20 protein-coding genes are annotated in these 25,362 nt (G+C 45.1%); 12 read left to right on the top strand and 8 right to left on the bottom strand.

Translation table 11 applies throughout. The features are described 5' to 3' along the window. Positions 1-41: 41 nt before the first annotated feature. Positions 42-1,193, bottom strand: coding sequence for a HEAT repeat domain-containing protein (locus ACT7WV_RS02840; RefSeq protein ID WP_445101444.1), 1,152 nt, complete (start codon positions 1,191-1,193; stop codon positions 42-44). A 223-nt stretch (positions 1,194-1,416) separates the two neighbouring features. On the opposite strand from ACT7WV_RS02840, the gene ACT7WV_RS02835 reads away from it, so the two are divergent. The 10 genes from ACT7WV_RS02835 (at position 1,417) to ACT7WV_RS02790 (ending at position 16,140) form a co-directional block, all read left to right on the top strand. Further along, on the top strand, positions 1,417-2,967 hold the full coding sequence (locus tag ACT7WV_RS02835; RefSeq protein ID WP_445101443.1) for a ferredoxin--nitrite reductase: 1,551 nt from the start codon (positions 1,417-1,419) through the stop codon (positions 2,965-2,967). Between the two features lie 247 nt (positions 2,968-3,214). Then, the gene (locus tag ACT7WV_RS02830; RefSeq protein ID WP_445101442.1) at positions 3,215-4,747 is read left to right on the top strand and encodes an MFS transporter; all 1,533 of its coding nucleotides are present in this window, start codon (positions 3,215-3,217) and stop codon (positions 4,745-4,747) included. A gap of 331 nt (positions 4,748-5,078) precedes the next feature. Beyond that, entirely contained in the window at positions 5,079-7,286 is a 2,208-nt protein-coding gene (locus ACT7WV_RS02825; protein WP_445101441.1) for a molybdopterin oxidoreductase family protein, read from the top strand. A gap of 500 nt (positions 7,287-7,786) precedes the next feature. Continuing rightward, entirely contained in the window at positions 7,787-8,134 is a 348-nt protein-coding gene (locus ACT7WV_RS02820; protein WP_445101440.1) for a hypothetical protein, read from the top strand. A 489-nt stretch (positions 8,135-8,623) separates the two neighbouring features. After that, complete coding sequence (locus ACT7WV_RS02815; RefSeq protein WP_445101439.1) at positions 8,624-9,451, top strand: calcium-binding protein; 828 nt, start codon at positions 8,624-8,626, stop codon at positions 9,449-9,451. Positions 9,452-9,540: 89 nt separating this feature from the next. After that, positions 9,541-10,281 carry a peptidylprolyl isomerase gene (locus ACT7WV_RS02810; protein ID WP_445101438.1) on the top strand — a complete coding sequence of 247 codons (741 nt, stop codon included), beginning with the start codon at positions 9,541-9,543 and terminating at the stop codon, positions 10,279-10,281. Positions 10,282-10,526: 245 nt separating this feature from the next. Next, positions 10,527-12,785 carry a two-partner secretion domain-containing protein gene (locus ACT7WV_RS02805; RefSeq protein WP_445101437.1) on the top strand — a complete coding sequence of 753 codons (2,259 nt, stop codon included), beginning with the start codon at positions 10,527-10,529 and terminating at the stop codon, positions 12,783-12,785. Between the two features lie 5 nt (positions 12,786-12,790). Beyond that, the gene (locus ACT7WV_RS02800) at positions 12,791-13,087 is read left to right on the top strand and encodes a hypothetical protein (RefSeq protein ID WP_445101436.1); all 297 of its coding nucleotides are present in this window, start codon (positions 12,791-12,793) and stop codon (positions 13,085-13,087) included. Then, a complete protein-coding gene (locus ACT7WV_RS02795) occupies positions 13,045-14,151 on the top strand; it encodes a hypothetical protein (RefSeq protein ID WP_445101435.1) in 1,107 nt (368 codons plus the stop codon). The genes ACT7WV_RS02800 and ACT7WV_RS02795 overlap by 43 nt, the downstream gene beginning before the upstream one ends. A gap of 228 nt (positions 14,152-14,379) precedes the next feature. Beyond that, positions 14,380-16,140 (top strand): ShlB/FhaC/HecB family hemolysin secretion/activation protein, encoded by a 1,761-nt coding sequence (locus ACT7WV_RS02790; RefSeq protein WP_445101434.1) that lies wholly within the window; start codon positions 14,380-14,382, stop codon positions 16,138-16,140. Between the two features lie 209 nt (positions 16,141-16,349). Here ACT7WV_RS02790 and ACT7WV_RS02785 read toward each other — a convergent pair whose 3' ends face one another. From ACT7WV_RS02785 to ACT7WV_RS02770, 4 genes are all read right to left on the bottom strand, one after another. Next, positions 16,350-17,147 (bottom strand): sulfite exporter TauE/SafE family protein, encoded by a 798-nt coding sequence (locus ACT7WV_RS02785; protein ID WP_445101433.1) that lies wholly within the window; start codon positions 17,145-17,147, stop codon positions 16,350-16,352. Further along, positions 17,144-18,109 carry an acetamidase/formamidase family protein gene (locus ACT7WV_RS02780; protein ID WP_445101432.1) on the bottom strand — a complete coding sequence of 322 codons (966 nt, stop codon included), beginning with the start codon at positions 18,107-18,109 and terminating at the stop codon, positions 17,144-17,146. The genes ACT7WV_RS02785 and ACT7WV_RS02780 overlap by 4 nt, the downstream gene beginning before the upstream one ends. 135 nt (positions 18,110-18,244) lie before the next feature. Next, positions 18,245-19,411, bottom strand: a complete 1,167-nt coding sequence (locus tag ACT7WV_RS02775; protein WP_445101431.1) for an NAD(P)/FAD-dependent oxidoreductase — start codon at positions 19,409-19,411, stop codon at positions 18,245-18,247. 166 nt (positions 19,412-19,577) lie between these two features. Beyond that, complete coding sequence (locus ACT7WV_RS02770; protein WP_445101430.1) at positions 19,578-20,360, bottom strand: hypothetical protein; 783 nt, start codon at positions 20,358-20,360, stop codon at positions 19,578-19,580. A 433-nt stretch (positions 20,361-20,793) separates the two neighbouring features. Here ACT7WV_RS02770 and ACT7WV_RS02765 point away from each other — a divergent pair, with 433 nt between their 5' ends. Together ACT7WV_RS02765 and ACT7WV_RS02760 are read left to right on the top strand one after the other, a co-directional pair. Beyond that, on the top strand, positions 20,794-21,303 hold the full coding sequence (locus tag ACT7WV_RS02765; RefSeq protein ID WP_445101429.1) for a sterol desaturase: 510 nt from the start codon (positions 20,794-20,796) through the stop codon (positions 21,301-21,303). A gap of 303 nt (positions 21,304-21,606) precedes the next feature. Continuing rightward, on the top strand, positions 21,607-21,780 hold the full coding sequence (locus tag ACT7WV_RS02760) for a hypothetical protein (protein WP_445101428.1): 174 nt from the start codon (positions 21,607-21,609) through the stop codon (positions 21,778-21,780). A gap of 17 nt (positions 21,781-21,797) precedes the next feature. Here the strand turns inward: ACT7WV_RS02760 and ACT7WV_RS02755 are convergent, their stop codons facing one another. The 3 genes from ACT7WV_RS02755 to ACT7WV_RS02745 all read right to left on the bottom strand — a co-directional run bounded on the left by ACT7WV_RS02755 (position 21,798) and on the right by ACT7WV_RS02745 (position 25,293). Then, the gene (locus ACT7WV_RS02755) at positions 21,798-23,195 is read right to left on the bottom strand and encodes an AtzE family amidohydrolase (RefSeq protein ID WP_463424139.1); all 1,398 of its coding nucleotides are present in this window, start codon (positions 23,193-23,195) and stop codon (positions 21,798-21,800) included. 333 nt (positions 23,196-23,528) lie between these two features. Further along, on the bottom strand, positions 23,529-23,714 hold the full coding sequence (locus tag ACT7WV_RS02750) for a DUF4089 domain-containing protein (RefSeq protein WP_445101427.1): 186 nt from the start codon (positions 23,712-23,714) through the stop codon (positions 23,529-23,531). Positions 23,715-23,718: 4 nt separating this feature from the next. Next, complete coding sequence (locus ACT7WV_RS02745; RefSeq protein ID WP_445101426.1) at positions 23,719-25,293, bottom strand: metallophosphoesterase family protein; 1,575 nt, start codon at positions 25,291-25,293, stop codon at positions 23,719-23,721. Between the last annotated feature and the right edge of the window lie 69 nt (positions 25,294-25,362).

Below are 25,362 nucleotides of genomic sequence, written 5' to 3'. Positions count from 1 at the left end.
AAGCACTCGTATGGCTCTTCTCAAAACTACCCGTAGCTGGTTTACGGTTTAGCTTGCAGTTGCTTCAAACCTACTTGTGCATGGAGTCTAACCTTGGCATCTGAATCAACCAGCAATTGAGTCAAAACGTCAAAGGCCTGCATACCCCCCAGTCGGCCTAATCCTAGAGCTATAGCCTGTCTAATTGACCGCTGTTGAGCAGCAGGATGCCCTGAGAGGATGAGATTGCTCAAAATAGCGCTGGCCGTTGGCTGGAGGTGTGGTTTTTCCATCTGCCCTAAGGCAAGGACAACTTCTTGAGACACCGCAAGAGAAACAGACTCCAGTGTCATTAACTGCTGTAAATAATGGAGCGCCAGTGAGGTCTCCATCCAGCTCAACACTCGGACAATCGTTAATTGTAGAGCAACTGGTGTATTAGATAACCGCAGTACTTCAAACAAAGCAACTGCTGCCCCATCAGTGCCACAACGGCCCAGAGCAACTGCTGCCTGCTGTCTCACCGCCAAATCCTCGTCCTCTAGCCGCTGCTGCAACAGCTCCACCAAACGCTTATCCTCAAATTGGTCTGAGCTTCTCCCCAGCCCAATGATGGCTTCCAGGCGCACTGAGGCTGCTGGGTCATCTAGTGCCTGTACCAAGAGCGGCAGTCCTTTATGATTATGATCCGGAAAATGACCGAGGGCTGCCAGGGCAGTAGCTCTAGTAACTGGTTGTGGATCGTTGACGATACTCAGTAATGGCTCGATAGTATCCGGGTGGTAAATTTGGCTTAGGGACTGTACTGCCAAGAGCCGCTGCTGGGGTTGTTTGAGCAAATGACTCAAGGGGGCAATTGCCTTAGTTCCTAGACTGGCAAGTGCTGTGGCCGCCATTGCCTTGACATCTTCACTCTCACTGGTTGTCAGTAATTTGACTAATGTAGCGATCGCATTTGGGTCGTCAAATTGCCCAAGAATCCTCGCGACAAACCAGCATAATTCCAGGTCAGCCTGTTCGCTCTCAAGTAGCTCAACTAGAGGGGTAATTACCGCAACTCCCAGCTTAGTAAACAACTTCTGGGCTTCCCAACGCTCTTGGAAATCTCCTGCTGCCAACATTTCCAAAGCTGATGCTAAGGAAGTTTCCACCCCAGAAATGTTTGGTGTTTGCGGCTCTGTTGTATTAGCGGAATTAATATCTTTAGAAATCACGGTTTTTAGTGTTTGGCTGAGAATACTAGCTCTAGGTTTTTTTCACCCAATAACTTTAGCTTGAAGCATTTTCCACTCTATACAGTATGCTAGCAATCGGTCTTTTATTCTTAAATTGCATCGCTGCTATGCATTTATTGCCAAAATCAAAATTTTTTGTAGCGAAATATACGTAATAACCTGAAGTAGTTTCATAACCTGTGGGTGAATCACCAATAAAGTTATGAATAACTCAACCGATTCCCCCATCAGTGGCAATAAATTTGAGCGGCTGAAAGCTGAAAAAGACGGACTTGCCCTTCAAGGTGAGTTAGAAAATTTTGCCCGCCTTGGCTGGGAAGCGATGGATACCACAGACCGCGATCATCGGCTCAAATGGCTGGGTTTATTCTTCCGACCCGTAACTCCCGGCAAATTTATGCTGCGGATGCGGATCCCCAACGGTATTCTCACCAGTGAGCAAATGCGAGTGTTGGCGGCGATAGTACAGCGCTATGGCGAAGACGGGAATGCTGATATTACTACTAGGCAGAATCTGCAATTGCGAGGCATTCGCCTTGAAGATGTTCCTGATATTTTCCAACGTCTAGAGCAAGTAGGCTTGACCAGTGTGCAGTCAGGGATGGATAACGTCCGCAATATCACTGGGTCACCTGTCGCTGGAATTGACGCCGAAGAGTTGATTGACACCAGGGATCTAGTCTGCCAAGTCCAAGACATGATCACCAATTACGGTCAAGGTAATCCGGCTTTTACCAACTTGCCTCGGAAATTCAATATTGCGATCGCAGGTGGCCGCGACAACTCCGTCCATGCCGAAATTAACGACATTGCCTTTGTCCCGGCTTACAAAGACGGCAATCTCGGTTTTAACATCTTAGTTGGTGGTTTCTTCTCTGCTAAGCGTTGCGCTGCCGCTATTCCCCTGAATGCTTGGGTTGCGCCAGACTATGTTGTGCAGTTATGCGAGGCAATCTTGGTCATTTACCGCGACCATGGTTTAAGAGCCAACCGGCAAAAGTCTCGTTTAATGTGGCTGATTGAGCAATGGGGGATAGAGGAATTCCGAACGGCAGTAGAAAAACAACTAGGCTATACCCTACATTCGGCAGCTCTCAAAGATGAGTTTATCTGGGAAAAACGCCACCATATCGGTGTTTATCCGCAAAAGCAATCCGAGCTCAACTACGTAGGGCTACATATCCCTGTCGGTCGCCTCTGGGCAAATGATATGTTTGAACTGGCCCGTTGCGCTGAGGTTTACGGCAACGAAGAAATACGCCTCACGGTGGAACAAAATGTCATCATCCCCAATATTTCCGACTCTCATCTAGAGCTGTTTTTAGAAGAACCTTTACTGGAGAGGTTTTCGAGCAATCCTCAACCCCTAGTCCGGGATTTGGTGTCTTGCACAGGTGCACAGTTTTGCAACTTTGCCTTAGTGGAAACCAAAAACCGTGCTTTAGCCATGGCCAAGGAATTGACAACCGAGTTATCCATATCGCAACCAGTGCGCATTCACTGGACAGGTTGCCCCAACTCCTGCGGTCAACCACAAGTTGCCGATATTGGTTTGATGGGAACCAAGGCTCGTAAAGATGGCAAAACAGTTGAAGCTGTGGACATCTATATGGGTGGCAAAGTCGGGAAAGATGCCCAACTTGGTAGCTGCGTCCACAAAGGAGTTCCTTGTGAAGAACTCAAGCCAGTTTTGCGAGATTTGTTAATCAAACACTTTGGTGCGAAACCACTGCTGAAAACCGCACTCTGTTGATTGATGTTGGTCAATAGTCGATTAACCTAGCTTCTTGGCATTGGGTTTTAAGCCTAGTTAATTTTTTGATGCTGACAGAATTAGACGACATCTTGGGCCTCTACCACCTCTAAACGGCTGCTTTCAGAACTCTCTAAGCCAGGGGACAATCAAAAGGAATTTGAGACGAACCCAATTAAGGCGAGGTTGAACCTCGCTGCTAGATTTCCCTATTCAATTTTTCCGTTACTTAAAAAGAAGGTGTTACATGCTCACGGAATTATGGTCATTTCACGGTCGTTACCGTATCCTACACATGACCTGGTTTGCTTTCTTTTTATCGTTCGTTGTCTGGTTTAACTTTGCTCCTTTGGCAACGACGATACAAGAAGATTTAGGTCTAGAAACAGGTCAAATTAGAACACTCGCTATTTGCAACGTTGCTCTAACAGTGCCAGCACGGATCATCATTGGCATGTTGCTAGATAAATATGGCCCCCGCATCACTTACTCCTTACTACTGATTTTCGCTGCTATTCCTTGCACCATGTTTGCTTTGGCGCAAGACTTCAACACCCTAGTGATCAGTCGCTTGCTGTTGAGCATTGTCGGTGCTGGGTTTGTTATTGGGATTCGCATGGTAGCCGAATGGTTTCCCCCCAAAGAGATTGGTCTAGCTGAAGGAATCTATGGTGGCTGGGGTAACTTTGGCTCTGCGGCGGCTGCTTTCACCATGCCCTCAGTGGCTTTGGGGTTAGCTGTTATTTCTGGTGGTCAATCTAACTGGCGCTTAGCGATCGCAACTACAGGTATCGCTGCTGCGGTCTACGGCATTATTTACTTCTTCAATGTCCAAGATACGCCTTCTGGTAAGGTCTACCAGCGACCGACTCGCCACGGCGGTATGGAAGTAACTACCAAGCGGGACTTCTGGTTCCTAATGCTGATGAATCTTCCCCTGTCCGGAGTACTAGCGATACTGGCTTGGCGCTTGAGCAAAGTTGGTTTCCTTGGTCAGCCACAACTTTATCTTGCTTGGGCATTTTTAGTTGGTCTGTACCTCTTCCAAGCTTACAAGTGCTGGGATGTTAATCAAGAGTTGATGCTTGGTAAGAAGCGCTATCCAGCTTCCGACCGTTACAACTTCAACCAAGTGGCCATGTTGGAGTTAACTTACTTTGTCAACTTTGGTTCGGAATTAGCCGTTGTCTCGATGCTACCCGCCTTCTTTGAGGGTACTTTTCCCTTGAATAAAGCCCAAGCCGGGATGATTGCTGCTAGCTATGCCTTCATGAACTTGATGTCTCGCCCCGGCGGTGGTTTCATCTCTGATAAACTGGGTAGCCGTCGTTGGACGATGACGGCGCTGACCGCTTGTATGGGGATTAGTTACCTAATGATGGGTGGGGTTAACAGCAATTGGTGGCTGCCGATCGCAATTGTGTTAACCATGGCTTGTTCTTTCTTCGTCCAAGCTGGAGAAGGTTCCACCTTTGCGATTGTGCCGCTAATTAAGCGACGGGTTACGGGTCAGGTTGCTGGCAACGTCGGCGCTTATGGTAACGTCGGTGCCGTGTGCTACTTAACTCTCTTCAGTTTGCTACCGGAGGGTGCAGTAGGCAACCAAATTTTCTTCCAAACTCTGGGTGTTGTTGGTCTGATTGTTGCTTTCTTATGTGGATTCTTCCTCAAAGAACCTCAAGGTTCTTTTGCCGAACACCATGAGGGCGACGGTCAACTAGAACTATCGACAGAAACTGTTTTTGTACCATCAGACAGGCAAGAACGTAGCCGTATCTAATACCAATTTCAAAAAAGAATGCTACCAGTAGTCTGGTTGAAAGCAATAAGTAATAAGTTTAATTTACTGTTGGTTGCTGAATTCGACTGAGTTTTGTGCCTGTCAATTGGATTTTGACTTATTACCCTTCGCTGGGTTCAAGGCTTCGGCTCAAGGGCATGCTTTTTGCTTAACACTTATTGCTTCTAAGAAGATGCGTAGCCACTGTCAATGAAATTGATCTAACTTCCTCAAAGTTTGCTGCAAGTTAGCACATTACTTTCTACTCCTCCAGGAAAGGCTGTGCTAACAAACCTTCTCACTCACAAAGCACCATCATCAGGGAGTGATTATGACTGAACCAACCAAAACCCTCTGCCCTTACTGTGGGGTAGGCTGCGGCTTAGAAGTTTCGCCACCGGCTGTGGTTGGTAAAGCCACCAATCGAGATAGGCAGGGCAATCCCATCTGGCGGGTGCGGGGCGATCGCCACCATCCTTCAAGTCTTGGTCAAGTCTGCGTCAAAGGTGCCACGGTCAGTGAATCTCTAGATAAAGACCGCCTCAAGTATCCCCTAGTTAGGGACTCTCTCGACGAACCTTTCCAGCGTGCTAGTTGGGATGAAGCTTTGGATCGCATTGTCAACCGCATTCAAACTGTGCGTTTTACTCAAGGGCCAGAAGCTATTTGTATGTATGGTTCTGGGCAGTTCCAGACAGAGGACTACTACATTGCCCAGAAATTGATTAAAGGCTGTCTTGGCACTAATAACTTTGATGCCAACTCCCGCTTGTGTATGTCTTCGGCCGTGTCTGGGTATATCCAGAGTTTTGGCTCTGATGGCCCCCCCTGTTGCTACGAAGATCTGGAACTAACAGACTGTGCTTTTTTGATTGGCACTAATGCCGCAGAGTGTCACCCGATAGTCTTTAATCGTCTACGCAAGCACCACAAAAAGAACCGCCACGTCAAAATGATTGTGGTTGACCCCCGTCGTACGCAAACTGCCGAAGCTGCGGACTTACATCTGGCAATTCGACCAGGTACTGATATTGACCTACTTAACGGCATCGCCCATCTACTGATGCGTTGGGGTTTGATGGACACTCTGTTTATTGATGAATGTACGGCGGGTTTTCCTGCTTATGCTGAGGTGATTCGCCACTATTCACCGGAATTAGTAGCACGCAAGTGCGACATCAGCTTAGAGCAACTAGAGACGGCTGCCCGTTACTGGGGAAAATCTGGGCGAGTCCTTTCCTTATGGTCGATGGGCATTAACCAGTCCTCAGAAGGTACAGCTAAGGTAAGAACTCTAATTAACCTGCATCTGATGACCGGGAACCTCGGTAAACCAGGGGCTGGCCCTTTCTCTCTTACTGGCCAACCTAACGCGATGGGAGGGCGAGAAGCTGGAGGACTGGCTCACATCTTACCTGGTTATCGGTTGGTGAAGAATTCCCAAGATCGTCGAGAAGTGGAGGAGTTCTGGGGACTAAAACCGGGACAAATCTCAGCATTTCCTGGTCGCAGTGCTTGGGAGATGATCACAGGTTTAGAGGAGGGAGGAGTCGGTTTGTTGTGGATTGCTGCGACTAACCCTGCGGTCAGTATGCCTGACTTGGAGCGTACTAAGGCGGCGCTTAAGCAGTCTCCCTTTACTGTTTATCAGGATGCTTACTATCCCACGGAAACCGCAGCTTATGCTCATGTTCTACTGCCTGCGGCTCAGTGGAGCGAGAAAACGGGTACGATGACTAACTCAGAGCGAGTCGTTACTCTTTGCCCTAGTTTCCGCAACCCACCGGGGGAAGCTAAGGCGGATTGGGAAATCTTTGCTGAAGTGGGGCGACGCTTGGGTTTTACGGAACAGTTCAATTTTGCTAATGCGGCTCAGGTGTATGCTGAGTTTGTCCAGTTGACTCGTGGTCGTGTTTGCGAGATGACTGGTATTAGTCATCAACATTTACAGCAGCAAGGGCCAATTCAGTGGCCATGTTCTGAGGCAGGTGGTAGTAGTGAGCAGCGCCTCTATACTGACCTCCGTTTCCCTACTGCTGATGGCAGGGCGCAGTTTGGGGCTGATCATTCACGGGGATTGGCAGAGCCATCCGATGAAGAGTATCCTTTTGTGTTGACCTCTGGCAGACTCTACGGCCATTGGCACACCCAAACCCGTACGGGGCGAATTGAGAAAACTTCGCAGATGCACCCGGCTCCCTTTATAGAAATTCACCCCCGTGATGCTCAACGGCTGGGCATTCAAGACGCTGAGTTGGTAGAAGTGCGATCGCGTCGAGGCAAAGCTAAATTTCCCGCTAAAGTTACCAAAGCGATCGCGCCAGGGACGGTATTTGTGCCGATGCATTGGGGGGCGCTTTGGGCAGACGATGCTGAAGCTAATGCTCTTACTCACCCAGAAGCTTGCCCAGATTCTGGACAACCGGAACTTAAAGCTTGTGCTGTGCAGTTAATGCCTTATTCAGTGGAAGCTACGCACACTCAGGAGGTGCAAGAGTTAGCTTCTTTGCCTTCAATCAGCAATATATTGGCTTTTTGACACTCCCCAGCCCAAAGGCACGAGGATTCTTTGATCATTCAGTCGGCTTGCCCGTTGATGTTACCACCCGCGAGTAATAGATGAATATTGCCAAGAGTATCAATCGATTTCCTGGAGCTATTCCAGACCGATTTCCACTTTTCCTCTGCCTAGAGTGACAAAAGAGCAATATGTTAGCGCTTCAGAACCCCGACTTCTTAGATAAATCGGGGTTCTCACCTTAAGTATAAAAAAAAGGAATAGGAATTGACGAGAGACTCAGAAATAGAGCCTCTTTTTTATTGATTATTTTTTCCCTTGCAGTTTTCTGCAACAGCAGCAGCTTAATTGTGCAATAGGTTTATCCAAGCTTGGCAAGAGATTGTGCAGGAAGGGTGAATGCATTACCCAGATTTTTTATTTATTGTATTAATTAATCGGACGGTTACAGAGTCCAAGCGACAAGAACACATCACTAGTTTCTGAAAAATCAAACTAATTAAAACAAGGAGCCACGAATCATGTCAACCAATTATATTGGTGTTAATTCCACCGTTTCAGATCAATTGGGCGGGTATGGCGACATCTACGACCCGACCACAGGCCATTACTATGATTTTTACCAAATAACTAATGTAGCTCCTGGTTATGAACTCAACATTAGCCTGAATTCCAATAATTTTGATACCTCTTTGTACATCTACAACGCAAGTACGAATGAGTTTGTCGGCTATGACGATAATGGAGGTGGTGCTACAAACTCACAGCTTTCATTCACTCCTGTTTTTGGTGACCAAGATTCCTATTATGCCATAGTCACTAGTGCTGGTCCTAGTTCAACTGGCTACTACGATATCAGCGTTTACTAATGTCTAAAAATGTTGGACAAATAACTTTCCTTGAGATGACTTCAAATACTAATAGACATCTGTAGGTTGCTTCTACGTAGAGATAGAGCGATGGAGCCTCTGGTACTTACCGGAGGCTTTCTTGTTTATTTTGCAGTACAGCAGTTCTTGAAGTAGCTGTGTTATTTAAACATAAGCTAAAAAATCCGCAGAGTAGTATAGCGGTTCTCTCTCATGTGAGGTAGAGTGAGACCCCCTAAATCTCCCTTATCAAGGGGGACTTGAAGCTTAAGAACGTACCTCACGAGACTAGGAAACGCTATATCTTGCATAATTCTGTCATCAAAATGGCAGAGTTATGCAACCGAGTTATCTGAAATTACCAAACAAATTGGCAGCCAAGGTCAATGCAATAACAATTCTGTTCTTTTATTCTGTAACTCAAAGGAACAGCAACCAAGTTCCTAAACGTAAAAGTGATTCGCCATACTGTTAATTTGAGGTAAACCAATGGCTAAATATATTATAGTTTCGGAAATAGATTATCTAAATTTGCCTCCATTTCCCTTTCCTTGGTCTGAAACTGTAGAATCAGAAACCACTAGAAATACGATATTTCCTCTGCAACTTCAGGGTAGTGATGACAACGACTCTTTAGTTGGAGGTAGTAGCAATGACTCTTTATCTGGAGGTGGTGGGGATGACTCTTTAGTTGGAGGTAGGGGTAATGACTTTTTGTCTGGAGGTAGGGGTAATGACTCTTTATCGGGAGATAGTGGTAATGACTCTCTTACTGGTGACAATGGCAATGACTTTCTTAGCGGTGGCAACAGCAACGACTCTTTAGTTGGAGGTAATGATAACGACTACCTGTTTGGTGGTAATGGCTACGATTCTCTGGATGGCGGTAGCGGTGATGACTTTTTAGATGGTGCCTATTCGAGCAATTCCAGTTATCCCTATGACCAATTTGTTTCCCCCCAAATAGATACACTCACGGGTGGAGAGGGACAAGATACTTTCGCTTTGGGATTGGCGACTGACTACCGCAATAATACAGCATCGAGCTTTCCAGGTAATCTAAATAGTCAGGCTTACTATGACAGTTTTGGCAATAGTGACTATGCCTTAATTACTGATTTTAATGCTGACCAAGACACGATCCAATTGGTAGGTTCACCAGATGACTATATCTTAGGTGCATCTCCTTTCGGTTCACCAAATGGCATGGGCATATTTCTTGAACAGCCTTTTGGACAACCAGATGAACTGATTGCCATTGTGCGAACTACTTCGGATTTGAGTCTTGATGGTGGCTATTTCACCTTTATTCAGTAGCCTCAGACCTAGCTAGTAAGTTCGACTGACATTAAGTATTCTCTGATGAGACAACACCCATAAACTTTAACAAATCGGAGGTTTTAGATATGTCCGTAGCTTTAGAAACTGATAACCAAACTTTTTCTGAATCGGGAATTATTCCCCTCTTAGCAAGTTACCAAATGCTACCTCAATTCTGGCGTGAGCGGATTATTGACCAGGCTATCGAGCGGATTCAATGCACCTCTGAGGAAACTGCCAATGCTTATCAGCAGTTTTACATACAACATCAGTTGACTTCAGAAGTTGCTCGTCAAAACTGGCTGAAATGTCATGGGATGAATCAAGAAAGTTTGGAACAGATGATCACGCGATCGCTTAAAGTTGAGAAGTTTAAGCAAGTAACTTGGGGACATAAACTGAAGTCTTACTTTCTTAGTCGTAAGAAACAATTAGATCAGGTGATCTATTCCCTAATTCGGGTTAAAGATATGGGTGTTGCTCAAGAACTCTATTTCCGGATTGAGGAAAGGGAGCAATCTTTTACCGAGGTGGCTAGTGAGTATTCTCAGGGACCGGAGGCAATAACGGGTGGGTTGACTGGTCCGGTTGAATTAAGCCGTCCTCCTGTACCTTTGGCTGAAATGCTCAGTATTAGCAAACCAGGTCAACTTTGGCCGCCTATTCCCTTCGGAGAATGGCTAATAATTTTGCGACTAGAAAAGTTTATTCCAGCGCAGTTAGATGAACCAATGCGACAGCGTCTGCTGAATGAATTGTTTGAAACTTGGGTGCAAAAGCAGCTTAAGGAGTATGTCAAGTTAATTAGTGATGTTAGCTTTTTCTAAGTGTTAAATTTTGGTACATCTAGAGTGGTTTGCTTGGGAATAAAGTACTATGCTCTTGGTTTGAACTGAGATTTTCACTCATGCTCAGTAAGTTTGATGACCCGCCAAGGGTTTAAACCCTTGGCAGGTTTTGGGGCTTACTAAGAATGGCACAAGGCTGTCGGTTTGGAGTAAGAAGAAAGAGGGCAGCAGTTAGAGACAATCTACTTAAGTGAAAACCGCTCTAATTTCTAAGAAACCTGGTGATGAAAAGTAACTATATTAGTCTGTATTGGCAGTGGGGCTTAGCAATTTCTTTGGCTAGTGCGTTAATTTCATTTCCTAAACATCCCTCCCTTGCTCAAATTACGCCAGATAATACCTTAGGTGCTGAAAGTTCTGTAGTTACTCCTGTTGACCAACTTAATGACCGCATTGATGGTGGTGCGGCTCGTGGAGCTAATCTATTTCACAGTTTTGAAGAATTTAATATCGGTGAAGGTAGAGGGGTAGATTTTGCTAATCCTGATGGGATAGAAAATATTCTTTCTCGCGTTACAGGTGGGAATCCTTCTAATATCTTTGGTCGGTTGGGGGTGTTGGGTGAGGCGAATTTGTTTTTGATTAATCCTAATGGGATTATTTTTGGCCCTAATTCCAGTTTGGATGTCGGTGGTTCCTTTTTGGGGACTACTGCGGATGCAGTCAGGTTGGGTGATGGGGGATTATTTAGTGCTTCACAACCAGCTTCAAGTAATTTACTGACAATTAGTCCCTCAGTGTTTTGGTTTAGGGAGATGATTGCTCAACCAATTATCAATCAATCCCAGGCAGTAAGTTCAATTGGTCAGCCAAATTCACTGGGTGGCCCTCCAGGATTACAAGTACCAGCAGGTGAAACTCTAGGACTGGTGGGAGGAGATGTGGTGCTAGAGGGAGGGAATCTGACAGCAGCAGGGGGACGCATTGAACTTGGCAGTGTGGCGGGTGGTGGGGAAGTGAGTATAACTCAGACAGGGAACCGCTTGGTACTGGGGTATGACTCGGTTAGTGAGTTGGGGAATATTTTGTTGTCGGAGGGGGCGTTTGTCGATGCTAGTGGAGAGGGAGGTGGAGATATTCAGATTCGGGGTGCGCGGTTGGAGGTGATAGAAGATTCGGACATTTTCGCTAATACCTTGGGGGAACAAGATGGTGGAGAGGTGGTGGTAGGCACTACAGAAGAGGTGGTTGTGAGTGATGGTTCGCAGCTAAGAACTGCTGTCTTGGGTTCAGGAACCGGAGGAAGTTTAACGATTGAGACAGGGCGCTTGCTAGTGCGCGATGGGGCAAGAGTCTCTGCTACCACTACCAATGAAGGTGCAGCAGGCAATTTGAGAGTCTTGGCTTCTGATAGGGTAGAAGTCACAGGTACTAATGATGAACTTCCCAGCAGCCTGGGCTCTATATCTGACGGCAAAGGAGATGCCGGAGAGGTAACTATTGAGACAGGGCAGTTACTCGTTAGCGATGGTGCAGTAGTGACTACTAGCGCTGTCAATGAAGGTGCAGGAGGTAATTTGAGAGTCTTGGCTTCTGACAGGGTAGAAGTCACAGGTATTAATAATGGGTCTTCTAGCTTACTGGGTTCTATATCTGGAGGCAAAGGAGATGCCGGAGAAGTAACCATTGAGACGGGGCAGTTACTCGTTAGCGATGGGGCATTCGTCTCTACTAGCACTCTTGATGAAGGTGCAGGAGGCAATTTGAGAGTCTTGGCCTCTGATAAGGTAGAAGTCACAGGCACTGTAGAAGTCACAGGCACTAATGATAGATTTAGCAGTTTTCTAGGTTCTGAATCTTACGGCAAAGGGGATGCCGGAGAGGTAACTATTGAGACAGGGCAGTTACTTGTCAGCGATGGCGCACAAGTCTCTACTAACACTTTCAATGAGGGTGCAGGAGGCAATTTGAGAGTCTTAGCCTCTGAGAGGGTAGAAGTCACAGGCACTGAAGTCACAGGCACTAATGATGAACTTCGCAGCTTTCTGGGTTCTCAATCTCAAGGCACAGGAGATACCGGAGAGGTAATTATTGAGACGGGACACTTACTTGTCAGCGATGGGGCGCAAGTCTCTACTAGCGCTTTTGATGAAGGTGCAGGAGGCAATTTGAAAGTCTTAGTCTCTGATAGGGTAGAAGTCACAGGCACTAATGATGGACTTCGCAGCGTCCTGGGTTCTGAATCTTCAGGCAAAGGAGATGCCGGAGAGGTAACCATTGAGACGGGACACTTACTCGTCAGCGATGGGGCAGTAGTCTCTACTAGCACTGCCAATGAAGGTGCAGGAGGCAATTTGAGAGTCTTGGTCTCTGATAAGGTAGAAGTCACAGGTACTAATGATGTGTCTCCCAGCTTTTTGGGTTCTGAATCTGGAGGCAAAGGAGATGCCGGAGAGGTAACCATTGAGACGGGACACTTACTCGTCAGCGATGGGGACAAGTTTCTACTAGCAGTGCCAATGAGGGTGCAGGAGGCAATTTGAGAGTCTTGGCTTCTGACAGGGTAGAAGTCACAGGTATTAATAATGGACTTCGCAGCAGCCTGGGTTCTGAATCTGGAGGCAAAGGAGATGCCGGAGAAGTAACCATTGAGACGGGGCAGTTACTTGTCAGTGATGGGGCATTTGTCTCTACTAGCAGTGCCAATGAAGGTGCAGGAGGTAATTTGAGAGTTTTTGCCTCTGACAGAGTAGAAGTCATAGGTACCAATGATGAACTTCCCAGCGTACTGGTTCCCAGCGTATGGGTTCTATATCCAACGGCAAAGGAGATGCCGGAGAGGTAACCATTGAGACGGGTCAGTTACTTGTCAGCGATGGGGCATTTGTCTCTACTAGCACTACCAATGAAGGTGCGGGAGGCAATTTGAGAGTCTTGGTTTCTGATAGCGTAGAAGTCACAGGTACTAATGATGGACTTCCCAGCTTTTTGGGTTCTATATCCGACGGCAAAGGAGATGCCGGAGAGGTAACCATTGAGACGGGTCAGTTACTTGTCAGCGATGGTGCATTAGTCTCTACTGGTACTGTCAATGAAGGTGCAGGAGGCAATTTGAAAGTCTTAGCATCAGACAGGGTGTTACTTAATAACCAGAGTTCTTTAGCTGCTGCAAGTCTAGGAACAGGCAACACGGGTAACATCATCATTACTGTTAACGGACTCTTAAGCGCTACTGACAGTAACATCGATACCTCTTCCTCTCTATCCGCCGGAGGTGCTATCACCATTGAAGCAGAAAATATCCGTCTCTACGGTGACTCCGACATCGCTACCAGTGTCTTCAGTGGCGTTGGTGGAGGCGGTAATATTACCGTAACTGCTGACTCAGTTATTGCCTTCGATGATAGCGATATCCTTGCCTTTGCCCAAGATGGCAGAGGAGGAGATATTACCCTCAATACTCCCGCATTCTTCGGTGAGAACTTCCAACCAGCACCCCCAGGAACTAACCCCTTTACCCTCGATGACAATGATCGCGTTGATGTTAATGCCAGTGGTGGGGTAGAGGGAAACATTGATTTACCTGACGTGAGTGCCATCCAAAATGGTATTACTCCAGTAAGAGATAATCTGATTGACTCCGATGAGTTAATCGCCTCTAGCTGTATTGCCCGCACTGAACAACCAGAGAGCGCCTTCTATATCACGGGTACTGGCGGCTTTGCAGAACGTCCTGGAGATGCCCAAACTTCCATTTTCCCTCTGGGGACAATACGCAACATACCCTCAGAATCCGGCACTCCACCATCTCGCACATGGCAGGAAGGTGACCCGATTATTGAACCCCAAGGAGTTTACCGACTGCCTAATGGAGAGTTAGTGCTCAGTCGAGAATGTCCTGAGCATTAACATATAATACCAATTGAGTTTCAGTTTGGCACATATTCTTTAATCGCTCCCCGTTCGATCAAGAGGAACTGAGGAGGGTAAACGAAAATTGAGAACATCAGCCTATTTTCAGTTTTGTGCAATCGGCTTGTCTACTTTAAGTAATCAACTTGGCAGAAAGAGTAAGTGATTTATTTTTGTTTAGCCAATATTATCTTTACTGAAGATGTTATACAGGCGTATCCCCCATTGAAAATAATAACAATTTCCGTCTTTAATATTGCTACAGTTAGCCTAGCTTCCAGTGCGCTATCTCAATCACCACCAGACACTCCACTTCCTACAAACTTACCTGAAACGATTGAACAAACGATTCCCAACCCCCCTGATACCTTTCCTCCTATTGTCCCAGAATCTCTTCAAGTACCACCGGAACTCAATCTGCCAACCCCTTCCCCACCAGCAGAGATTGAGAATCCCACTAGCGATAGCGAAGGGCTGCAGCATTTGCGTAAGCATGGTGCGGAGCAGCAAAGCACAGATCGCTTTTTAATTAAACAAGTGGAAGTGCTAGGTAATACTGTTTTGCAAGCAGAAATTGCCGAATTAATAGCACCAATCGAGAATAGTGAGGCAACTTTTGAAGAGTTAATAGAACTCCGTTCTAAAATTACTCAGCTTTACTTTGACAACGGCTATGTTACCTCTGGAGCATTTTTACTCAATAATCAACCTCTTAACTCTGGTTTAGTACAAATAAAAGTAGTTGAGGGTAAAGTAGAACAAATTAATATTAGTGGTCTAGAACACTTACAACCAGGCTATGTGCGCCAGCGAATTGCGATCGCAACGAAGACTCCTTTAAATCGGCAAAAATTAGAAGAAGCACTGCAACTATTGCAACTTGACCCTCTAATCGAGCAACTCAATGCCGAATTGACTGCTAGTGCTACTCCTGGTAGTAATATTTTACAGATAAAACTCATCGAAGCCCCAGCCTTTCACAGTGGCGTCGGTGTGGCTAATAGCCAATCTCCCAGCATTGGTTCGGCACAAGTTAGCCTGGGAGCAACTCACGAAAACTTGCTAGGTTTTGGCGATCGCCTCAGTGCTGAGTACGGTATTACTGATGGACTCGATATTTATGGTATTAACTACACTATCCCTGTTAATGGCCTTAACGGCACTTTTAATCTAAGCTATAGTGAAGGAGATAGTACCGTTATCGAAAAACGATTCCGAGATTTAGATATTGAAAGCAAAACCAGTACTTTTTCCCTCGGTTTCCGTCAGCCTCTCACCAGATCACCAGAAAAGGAATTTGCCCTTGGCTTAGCCTTAGAGTTACGACGCCGACAAACCTTTCTCGAAGGGGATCCTTTTACCTTTCAACAAGGTGCCCCAGAAGATGGTGAGTCTAACGCAACAATTATCCGGTTTTATCAAGACTGGCTAGATCGTAACGCTCAACGAGTATTCGCCGCCCGTTCTCAGTTCAGTCTAGGCATAGATGCTTTTGGTGCCACAATTACCGACTCTGATACTGATGGGCAATTTTTCTCTTGGATTGGACAATTTCAGTGGGTGCAGCGATTATCACCTAGAAACACAATATTAGCACGAATCGGTACTCAATTAACACCCGATTCTTTGCTCTCCATAGAAAAGTTTGGTATTGGCGGGGTAGATACTGTCAGAGGTTATCGACAAAATCAGCTAGTTGGTGATAACGGCATTATCAGTTCAGTGGAAGTTCGTCTTCCCTTAACCTCAAATCCAGAAAGATTGCAACTAGTGCCTTTTTTCGATCTTGGTATTGTCTGGAATAATCGAGATCCTGACCCCGATCCAGGTACAATTGCTGGTGTGGGAGTAGCCTTAAACTGGCTGATTGGTTCTGATTGGAATCTGCGTCTCGACTATGGCATCCCCTTGGTTAATGCAGATAGACGGGGCAATTCACTGCAAGATAATGGCTTGTACTTTTCGCTACGCTACCAGCCATTTTGAAGGAAATAACTCAAACAGTAGTTGTTTATAGCAATTTCATTTAGAGTTGCTACCAATATTTTTTCTAAGTAATAATCATTAAGTCAAAATTCAAGTAATAGACACATTACTTATTACCCTTCGCTCCGCTCAAGGGCATGCTTATTACCCTTCACTCCGCTCAAGGGCATGCTTATTACTCCTTACAACCTACTTTTAGCAAATTAATATTATCTCCCCGCACCTTGATAATTTTGCCACGCTTGCCAGAAAACATAAACTGACAGAATTGCTAAGAGCATACGAAAAGCAAAACTCACGAATTTATCAGGTAATTTTGGCAAAAATCTGGTACTAATTTGTACGCCAAAAAGACCACCAAACCCCAACAGCAATCCCTCAACCCATAAAACATTACCACGCAAAGCATGACCTAAACAAGCGGAAATTGAAGTAATCACAATTACACCTAAACTTGTCTGAATTGCTACTTTAATCTTTTCTCCTAGCAGCAGCATTTGTAGTGGCACCATAATCACACCTCCACCCACACCAAATAAACCTGCTAGTAAACCGGCGGCACTGCCAGTGGCGATTCTGGCAACATTAGCTTTAACTCCCGATTCTTGAGTTTGTTTGCTACTTTCTTCCTCTCTCGCTTTCAGGCGCTTGCGTAGTTGAACTAGGTAGATATTAACTAATAAAAGAATACCAAATGCGACTAGTAACCAGTAATCAGTAAATAACTCTGCTAAATAAGCTCCAATTTGCGCTGTAATTAAAGCAGGAAAGCCGATAGTTGCCACATTGCGGAAGTTAATATACCCCATCCGCCAGTTCTGAATACTGCCGGAAGTCGCTGTAATTAGAATTGAGAGAGTGCTAGTAGCAACAGCTTGCACAGGCTGATATCCTAACGCCACCAATAAAGGTACAAGAACCGTGCCGCCGCCAATACCCAAAAAACCGGCAAGAATACCTGCAAATAAGCCAGCACTGGCAAAAATCAACAAGCTGGTAGACTTCATAACTCGATTACCCTTGGCAGTACTGACTTAGGTAGCATACCGTGAACACCTTTGTGAGGACGATTGACTACCTGGGTAATATGAAAATTGACAGTGAGAGAACATAAGACATAGGCATCTTCCGCCGTTAAACCGACAAACTTTTCTAAAAAAGAAATCATCTGCTTAAGGGCAAATTCAAAAGCCTGATCCAGAGTTTCTCCAAATCCCATAGTAATGATGTGAGTTGGTGTTTCTGCCAGAGGAGATGTCAAGGGCAAATCCTGACGAAGATTTACCTGCACAGTGCCATTCATCGAAGTTTCTATTGCCGTAACATCAATCTCACCATCTCCTTGAGCAGAATGTCCGTCTCCTATAGAGAGTAAACCACCGGGGACAAAAACTGGCAAGAAAATTCTGGAACCCGCTTGTAGTTCTCGATTGTCAATATTGCCGCCATAATTACCAGGAGGAACCGAAGAACGGCCAGTTTCGGCTGTAGCAGTGCCGAGGATACCAAAAAATGGCCGCAGAGGAATCTCAATACCACTGCCATTAGGAAATTCGGCAACGCCTTTTTCTAAATCTAAGGGGATAAAACGCAGCCTTGGTTCGGTAAACTGTTGAGGTAAAGCGCCCCATCCTGGACGAATCGCATTAAAACCTACAGGTAAACGGGGTGAGATAGCTTCTAACTTCACTTCCAGTACGTCTCCCGGTGCAGCATTTTCCACGTAGATTGGCCCGGTGAGTAAATGTGGCCCTGGCCCAACTTTACGTTGTGGGGGTAAATGCTGGCAAATCTCCAAAAACTCAGGCGTTAAAAAATCCGGCGGTGCTTGCTTATAAAGATAGAAACCCGTGTAAGTTTCTACTTCAATTACATCACCTGAAGTAATAATTAATGCAGGTTCCAACTGATGAGAAAAACCACCTAAATGAACCGTTTGACAACTAGCCTTAAGAACGTGATGAGTCATTTAGTACCCTGAAAAAAGAACAAAAGCACCTACTATGCAGTAATCTTTAATAAATATCGACTTCGTAGAATTCCTCCAGGAAAATCAAAAGAATGTCGATGTCGGAAATCTGTGCCGTTCTCCAGTCTGGTTTGATTAACTTACAGGCGATAATTGAGCAATAATCTGATCTTCCTGCCCAGTAGCCCAGTTAGCAAAGTGCTTGGCTAAAGGTGGCACAAATACTAACGGATTAGTAAATCCAGAGAAAACATAAACACCTTCCAGGTTACTGATAGCCCCAACCACAGGAAGAGAATTATTACTAAAAGCCACTAGGCAATTGTGCCAACTTCCCGGAACTTTTTCTACAGCAGGTAAAACCTTCTGCACCGCTGCACGAATTGCTGCTTCACTATTAGCAGATGCTACTTTAGCATCAGGGTCAGTAATTACACGACTGATTTGACCAATTCGCAAACTACCGTCAATAAATTGAACTATGCTAGCATCTAAAATTGGTGGTACTGGTTCATGACCTGACTCATTCCATAAAGGCTCTATTTCTGGTGTACTAGCTTTAGCTTCCAGTTGAAATCTTTTAGTATCAGCTGGCATTACTATAGTCTGCAATCTAAAGTTTACACTGGGAATTTCAATCATTTCGGCATGAGTAAAATACAAGCGGATATCAATCCCAGCTGCTTTGAGTAAACCACGGCTGAGTCCACCAGCACAGACAACAGTGTTAGCCGCGTGATAGATTGAATCGGGAGTTTTCACTCCCTGGATTTGGTCACCAACGCGAAGCAATTCCGTGACTGGGGCAATTTGCACCTCACCCCCAGCGCGACGGAAGGCTTCAATATAGCCTTGGGCAGTTTTTTCGGGATTAATATGTCCATGGGGGACAGTGAGGGCTGCTGCGATCGCATTTCGATTTAGCAAGGGTTCGATTTCGCAGGCTTCCTCAATACTCAGAAGTCTTGGAGGATTAGCAAATCGGCTGTACTGATCTGCCATTACCTGGGGACTGTCATTAGGGTCAATTGTTAATAGTAAATCTAGTTCCCGAAACTGAGTATCAGTGTCTAATTCTTCTGATAAACTCTGATGAATTGCTTTCCCCTCTTGACACAGCAGTCGTGTTAATTCCGAAGTACCTGACCAATAAGCTAGCCCACCGTAGCTATAACGAGTAGCATTATCAGGAGTCGCTGTTTTTTCCAAGAGTAAAACTTGGAAACCCTTAATTGCCAGTTCGTAACTCAGTGCTGCACCCGTAATGCCGCCACCCACTACAATCCAATCGTAATTTTTCATCAACAACTATTTCCAGCACCCAATTACTACAAAAAACCTGGCAAATACTAATTACAAAAGATTTTAACTCCCTGAGATACAAGTGTTAGGGGTTTACCACACCTACGACCAAATACTTATAACTTAACACCTTGATCCTTTGAACAATGACCCAATCTCTAGGTCACTAATTTTTCTCCTGAAAGACCTTAAGGCATTCTTGCATATTAGCAGTGGACAATTGGGGAGCTTTAGCAAAATCTATTTGATGTAGTCCACTTATTGGTATAGGTTGCTCTTGCTCGAAGTACCATTTTAATCCTTCTTTAGATGGTTCAAAGTAAGCGATTTCCACGTTATCAATCGTAGTCGCTTCAGCTATTCCTTGAAAGCAAATACTATCATCAGTTTGAAATAAGTACTTCTGCCCTGCAATAAGGTTACCAGTTTTTCTAAAAATTAAATACTTCTTGCCCGGTTCATCTGATTGGGGAGATTCACCATAAAAATAATTACCGTCCGGCAAGTTTGTGATACTAAAATTCTGCGTTTTATTCACTTTTTCGTTACTATTAAGTTGGGAACTAGCTAAGGGATTAGTTAAAGGGTTCCCTACAGTAGTTGAGTCAGTCTCTAAACGCTGATTTTCCCTGACTACTTGAGGATTTGCCGCCTGATTTGTCGGTGCAATGGGAGTAGTTGGAGTTAGTGGTGCAATGGGAGTAACTGGAGTTAGTGGTGCAGTTGGAGTAACTGGAGTTGCGGATCTAGTTGGAGTGACTGGAGTTACTGGTAAAGTTGCATCTACTTGACTCTCTGGTTCAGTTGGGCTTGTTTGAGAGTTTGGTAGAGTTGAAATTGTCTGATTTTCTTGTACATCCTTTGAAGAATTCTTACAGCCAAAGGAACTAATCACTACAGATGCTAAAATCACCGTTAAGCTAATTAGCTTTTTGCTACTATAATGCATTTTTACTAGCCACATCTTACTTTGGCGAATATATTCTCATATCTACTGAATAATATGCTACCGTCTGGAAAATGGGTTAGGTACAATTTACTAACTTTTTTCAAATTTTCTGGTTGGCCTAGACGGCATATCCTTTTTATCCTTTGCCCTCTCCCAGTTCAGAAATTAATAATTTCATCAATTCCTTACAGTAACTTCATCATAGCAACACCTAAAAGCACTGTCAGTAATCCACAATGTTATTAGTTATTTCATGGTTAACATTCTGGTAACTGCCCTCGGCTCCTTGCTGAGGGTTTCTGTTTAATAGGCAATAGAAATTAAACACTATTGTTAATCATAAATAAAAGTATCAAAAATACAACTTAACCAATACCTAAATAATACTTAACCTTGCCCTGGTAAGCTTGCACCCTAGTGTGAGGATTTTGTTGTGGAAACTATTGCTATTGCTCTAGTAGCTTTACTATTGCTACTGCTAGGAGACTTACTTTCTACTTTCCTATATCACGTACCTGAACATGTTTTCGGCAAATTTCATTCATTAGTACACCATAGCCAAAATCGCAGCTTTATTCACTATGCTGTATTAACAAAGAACCCTCTGGTGCTACTTGATGGATTGCTTGGTGCTCTTCCCTACTTTGTTTTTGTTCCTTGGTTTTGGACTATATCTCCTGGAGGAACTGTTCTTGGTCTTTTGTTAGGTGAGTTTCACGTAGTGTGGCGACACGTTTCTATTATTAAGTGGCAAACCCCTGATGCCATTAAGCGTCTCTGCAACCTATTGTGTATTACAACTCCTGAACAACATTGGCTTCATCATCAGGACGCCTACATCGCTTACGGGGACATTTTTACTTTTTATGACAAACCGGCACAAGCTTGGTTGAGATTTCTACTGTTGGTCAAGAAAAAGTTTAAAAAGGCAAAACCGATCTAACAAAATCAATTGCACGGTAACTGGAGTCTTGTTAACCTCTCCCAAGCTTGGGAGAGGTGCTAGAGGTGAGGTGAAATTGACATTTTCCTGCAAATTAGATTAGTTGATTTTATGGTTAATAATTAACTTTATCTCCACTTATTGAAACAAGCAGATATATGTAGTTTTGCTTATAAAACAATTCAATAAGAGATGTAATGTTCCTTTAAATTAAGGTAGCATTGATCCTGAGAAAAGATAAACTTTAGTTAGTTTTGATGCATTGCAACTTAACGCTGAAAACTAGCTGGATGGAGTTAGGCCGTGAAGACAACTCGATCGCGTATAGAAAGATCTACTCTCAAGGCAGACGAGTTACGCACAGAGGCAATTGTACGTTACCTGTCTTTGAAAGCGAAGAGTAGATCGGATTTAGGTATAGAAGAGAAGCGCTTTCTTAGCAACTACCAGTTTTACCTAGAAATTCTTTCCCCCTAAAATCAGGTTACTTAAGATTAACTACCGTCATTACTGCTTGACGCAACAGGAGCTGAAACTATACCCTGAGCTTCAAGTAGAGCAGCAACCCGTAGAATCATCCTTTCTTGATAAGGGGCGGCAACTATTTGTACCCCAATAGGTAAAGCATTTAGACTATGAATTGGCACCGATAAAACTGGCAAGCCAATAAATGACAAAGGTTGGGTAAACAATCCTAAATTGGGACGTACTAACACCTGTTCCCCGGCGATTACCATTCTTTCCTGACCTAGTTTTGGTGCAGTGCAGGGGGTAGTTGGGGCAAGAATAACATCTACCTTCTCAAAGATTTCTTGAAAGCGATCGCGATACCATTGCCGAAACCTTTGCGCCTGAATGTACCAATTAGCAGGAATTAAAGCCCCGGCCAAAAAGCGATCGCGTGTTGCTGGGTCAAAATCTTGGGGACGCGATCGCAAATTTTCTAGGTGTAAATTTGCCCCCTCAGAGGCAGTAATCAGATACGCTGCTGCCCTAGCTCGTTGGGTTTCTGGTATACTAACAGAACTCGTCACATTTAAAGCCTGAGCCACCTTAGTCACAGCTTCCCAGACTTCCGGTGCTACTCCTTGGGCAAAATAACCATCAGCAACCGCAATCCGCAAACCCTCAACACCTTGATTTAATTGAGGTAAACAGAATTCCGGGGGACGGCTTGTGCAGACCGGATCACCATCATCTGCTCCCTGAAGCAGATCAAAGGCGAGGGCAATATCCCGCACAGAGCGACCAAAATGGCCAATATGATCCAAACTACTAGAAAACAAAAAAGCACCTGAACGAGATAAACGCCCGTAGGTAGGCTTCAAGCCAAAGACACCACATAAAGCAGCTGGAACACGGATCGAACCATTAGTATCAGAACCCAAACTCAGAGGGACTAATCCAGAAGCCACCGCCGCCGCTGAACCACCAGAAGAACCACCAGCAATGCGAGTAAGATCGTGAGGATTTTTGGTAGCACCATAATGGCTATTTTCCGTAACAAAGCCATAGGCGTACTCATCCATATTTAGCGCCCCAACGAGAATAGCACCAGCCTGCTTAAGTCGTTGAACAGCAGTAGCATCCCGCGTAGCTGGAGCATTTTCAGCATTAATTTTTGACCCCGCCAAGGTAGTCAAGCCAGCAATATCAAATAAATTCTTAACTGCAAAAGGAACACCCGCCAAACAACCAGGATCTTCACCTTGAGCAATTACTTGATCAATACGCTCTGCCTCTGCCAGCGCCTGATCATAAATAATATCAGTAAAACAATTAAACGCCCGATTCCGGTCAGTAACCTGTTCCAGACACTTACCAACTACCGCCGCAGCACTTACTCGACCCTCTCGAACAGCAGCAGCAATCCCCACAGCATCAATCTTCAACCCTCAACCCTCAAAAGACAGCTTGCATAAATAGAATACAGAAATTCTGGCTGGGATAAAGAAGACAAGAGCGTATTGTACTCAACAGAGGAGAACTGCTACATCTGTATCCACCTCTGGTCATGAACCTTATACAAACGGCACCGAGAACGAAACTGATTCAAAAACATTCATCTCAACCGATCAAACCTTGTGCAGGGGGTTTGGGGGAGGCACTCGTCCCCCAATGGGGGGTTTGGAGGGAAGCCCCCCAAGCAGGGTTTTTCATAACAAACAACTATGTTCCACTACAGCCAGCACCATTCACCTAATCTCCCCTTGCTTGACCGATATTTAAGGTTCAAAAACAGGAGCAGCTTCAACATCCTCCGGCAAAGGAAACTCCATCACCAAAGATGCGATCGCACTCATCCTCCTCAGATTATCCACCACGCCAGGTAAGTTTTCTGGCTCCAGTGACAAATCTAGCAACTGCGACATTTGAGCAACATACACCGCCAAATCAAGTGTTTTTTCCATAAAGCTAGATAATAAACGGTTCAATATCACGATTAATCCACTTTCGCTGATATCGTTCAGCAATAAAAGTGCGGACTTGAAACTTGGGAAGCTGACCACCCTCGACATCAACCCGCAAAAACGAGTAAGGTCTTCGCTTCTTCGACCCGTGACCACTGCGACCGACAAAAAGTTGAGATTTCGCTACCAAACGACTAGGGCCATTTTGGGCAAATCCATAGGACTCCATCAATTCCGGTCCCTCAGACTTTTGGCGGCGCAGGCTGTGACCACTGCCACCGCAGACAATCCAATGCATATGGGAATCAGCATGTCCGGTGTCAACGGTGTATAAATATTCCATGCAGTGAGCATGACCAGAAAACACCACATCGGCGATGGGACGCTCTCCCCTAAGGGAACCAAGTTCCTCAGAGACAGCATCAAACACCTGGCGGAGGCGACGGCGAATGGCTAAAGTTTGCGCCTGATTCCATTTCGTCGCCTCGGTTACATAAGGAGGATGGTGCAGATAAATTACCCGTCCCCGCACTTCCTCAGTATGCCAAGAGTCAATTAGCCTTTGGCGCAGCCAATCTAGTTGCTCAAAGTCGATCACAGTTTGTTCGTCAGAGGCCAGTTGCTTATCGATATCAACCGTAATTTCTTCGATTTGCTCTAACTTAGTATTAAGGTCATCAAGCTGTTCTGCTTCTTCCGGATTATTCGCGTTGAGACCAGCAGAGGTTTCCATCAGGTGCATTTTTTGTTGATTTAGTTGCTCCCGACGCTGTTCTAGAAGTCGGCGAAACGCTTCTCCCTCTGGCGTTGCAGGAATTGGTGCTGGTTCGTTAAAAGTATTGGAGTCTAGAGCAAAAAAGTCAATGCCACCACTGCGGAAGGTGTAATAACGATTAGGTAAGCGAGTAAAGCGTCCCGGTTCGTAAGACAGACAACGACCTGTATCTGTCTTAGCAGTATAATGACTGTCTAGGTGCTGCTCTAACTGCCCAGGTATCTTGAACCTGCTCAGGTAGTCCAGAAATGCCTTGGCATAAGCTTTGCCCTGCTCTGAACCATGCCAACCAACGTTAAGATCTATTTGCGAGCGGATTAGGTGGCGCAGCGGCCAGGTAATTTGTGCCAATAGTCCGTAGACAAACGGCAGGTCATAATAATCATGATTACCGGGCACGGTGAGGAAGGGCAGCTTAAACACCATTTGATCATAGGCAATACGGTGATGCTCTTCCCCCCCAACAAGAAACTCTCGGTAAGGCTTGATAAAGTTACGTTGGTAATATTCGCTTGAACCAACTTGATAAACTAAATCCCCTGTGTGCAAAATAAAGCGGCAGTTGTTGCTGTTGGGCAGCATAGTTTCTGCTAATTTTCTTTGGGGATGGTGCCGTCGATGAGAGGACAAACCACTATCACCGATCACAAAAAAGGAGAACTCTGGATTGTCTGAAATTTCCTCATTTAAAACTAGCCGAGTTTGATCAATTCCTCGCTCAATCAGTGGTGATTCTTGCCATCGCACCCTTTGCTTCATTTTACGGATTTTGTCGGCAACCGACGGATCCGAGACGAATTCCATAACTGCTCACTCTAAGATTTCTGATCCTTCCGAGGCTAGCATTCTCTTTAGAGCGTTTCATCTATCAAA

The sequence above is a fragment of the Symploca atlantica LB2515 genome (assembly GCF_052546295.1).
This window is presented reverse-complemented; position numbering and strand designations above follow the sequence as displayed.

Bases quoted from the DNA above. Each gene is read 5' to 3' on its own strand.
- ACT7WV_RS02820 (WP_445101440.1), top strand. From the start codon at position 7,787: ATGTCAACCAATTATATTGGTGTTAATTCCACCGTTTCAGATCAATTG.
- ACT7WV_RS02835 (WP_445101443.1), top strand. From the start codon at position 1,417: ATGAATAACTCAACCGATTCCCCCATCAGTGGCAATAAATTTGAGCGG.
- ACT7WV_RS02825 (WP_445101441.1), top strand. From the start codon at position 5,079: ATGACTGAACCAACCAAAACCCTCTGCCCTTACTGTGGGGTAGGCTGC.
- ACT7WV_RS02805 (WP_445101437.1), top strand. From the start codon at position 10,527: ATGAAAAGTAACTATATTAGTCTGTATTGGCAGTGGGGCTTAGCAATT.
- ACT7WV_RS02770 (WP_445101430.1), bottom strand. From the start codon at position 20,360: ATGCATTATAGTAGCAAAAAGCTAATTAGCTTAACGGTGATTTTAGCA.
- ACT7WV_RS02830 (WP_445101442.1), top strand. From the start codon at position 3,215: ATGCTCACGGAATTATGGTCATTTCACGGTCGTTACCGTATCCTACAC.
- ACT7WV_RS02795 (WP_445101435.1), top strand. From the start codon at position 13,045: ATGGGTTCTATATCCAACGGCAAAGGAGATGCCGGAGAGGTAACCATT.
- ACT7WV_RS02750 (WP_445101427.1), bottom strand. From the start codon at position 23,714: ATGGAAAAAACACTTGATTTGGCGGTGTATGTTGCTCAAATGTCGCAG.
- ACT7WV_RS02785 (WP_445101433.1), bottom strand. From the start codon at position 17,147: ATGAAGTCTACCAGCTTGTTGATTTTTGCCAGTGCTGGCTTATTTGCA.
- ACT7WV_RS02810 (WP_445101438.1), top strand. From the start codon at position 9,541: ATGTCCGTAGCTTTAGAAACTGATAACCAAACTTTTTCTGAATCGGGA.
- ACT7WV_RS02745 (WP_445101426.1), bottom strand. From the start codon at position 25,293: ATGGAATTCGTCTCGGATCCGTCGGTTGCCGACAAAATCCGTAAAATG.
- ACT7WV_RS02775 (WP_445101431.1), bottom strand. From the start codon at position 19,411: ATGAAAAATTACGATTGGATTGTAGTGGGTGGCGGCATTACGGGTGCA.
- ACT7WV_RS02815 (WP_445101439.1), top strand. From the start codon at position 8,624: ATGGCTAAATATATTATAGTTTCGGAAATAGATTATCTAAATTTGCCT.
- ACT7WV_RS02780 (WP_445101432.1), bottom strand. From the start codon at position 18,109: ATGACTCATCACGTTCTTAAGGCTAGTTGTCAAACGGTTCATTTAGGT.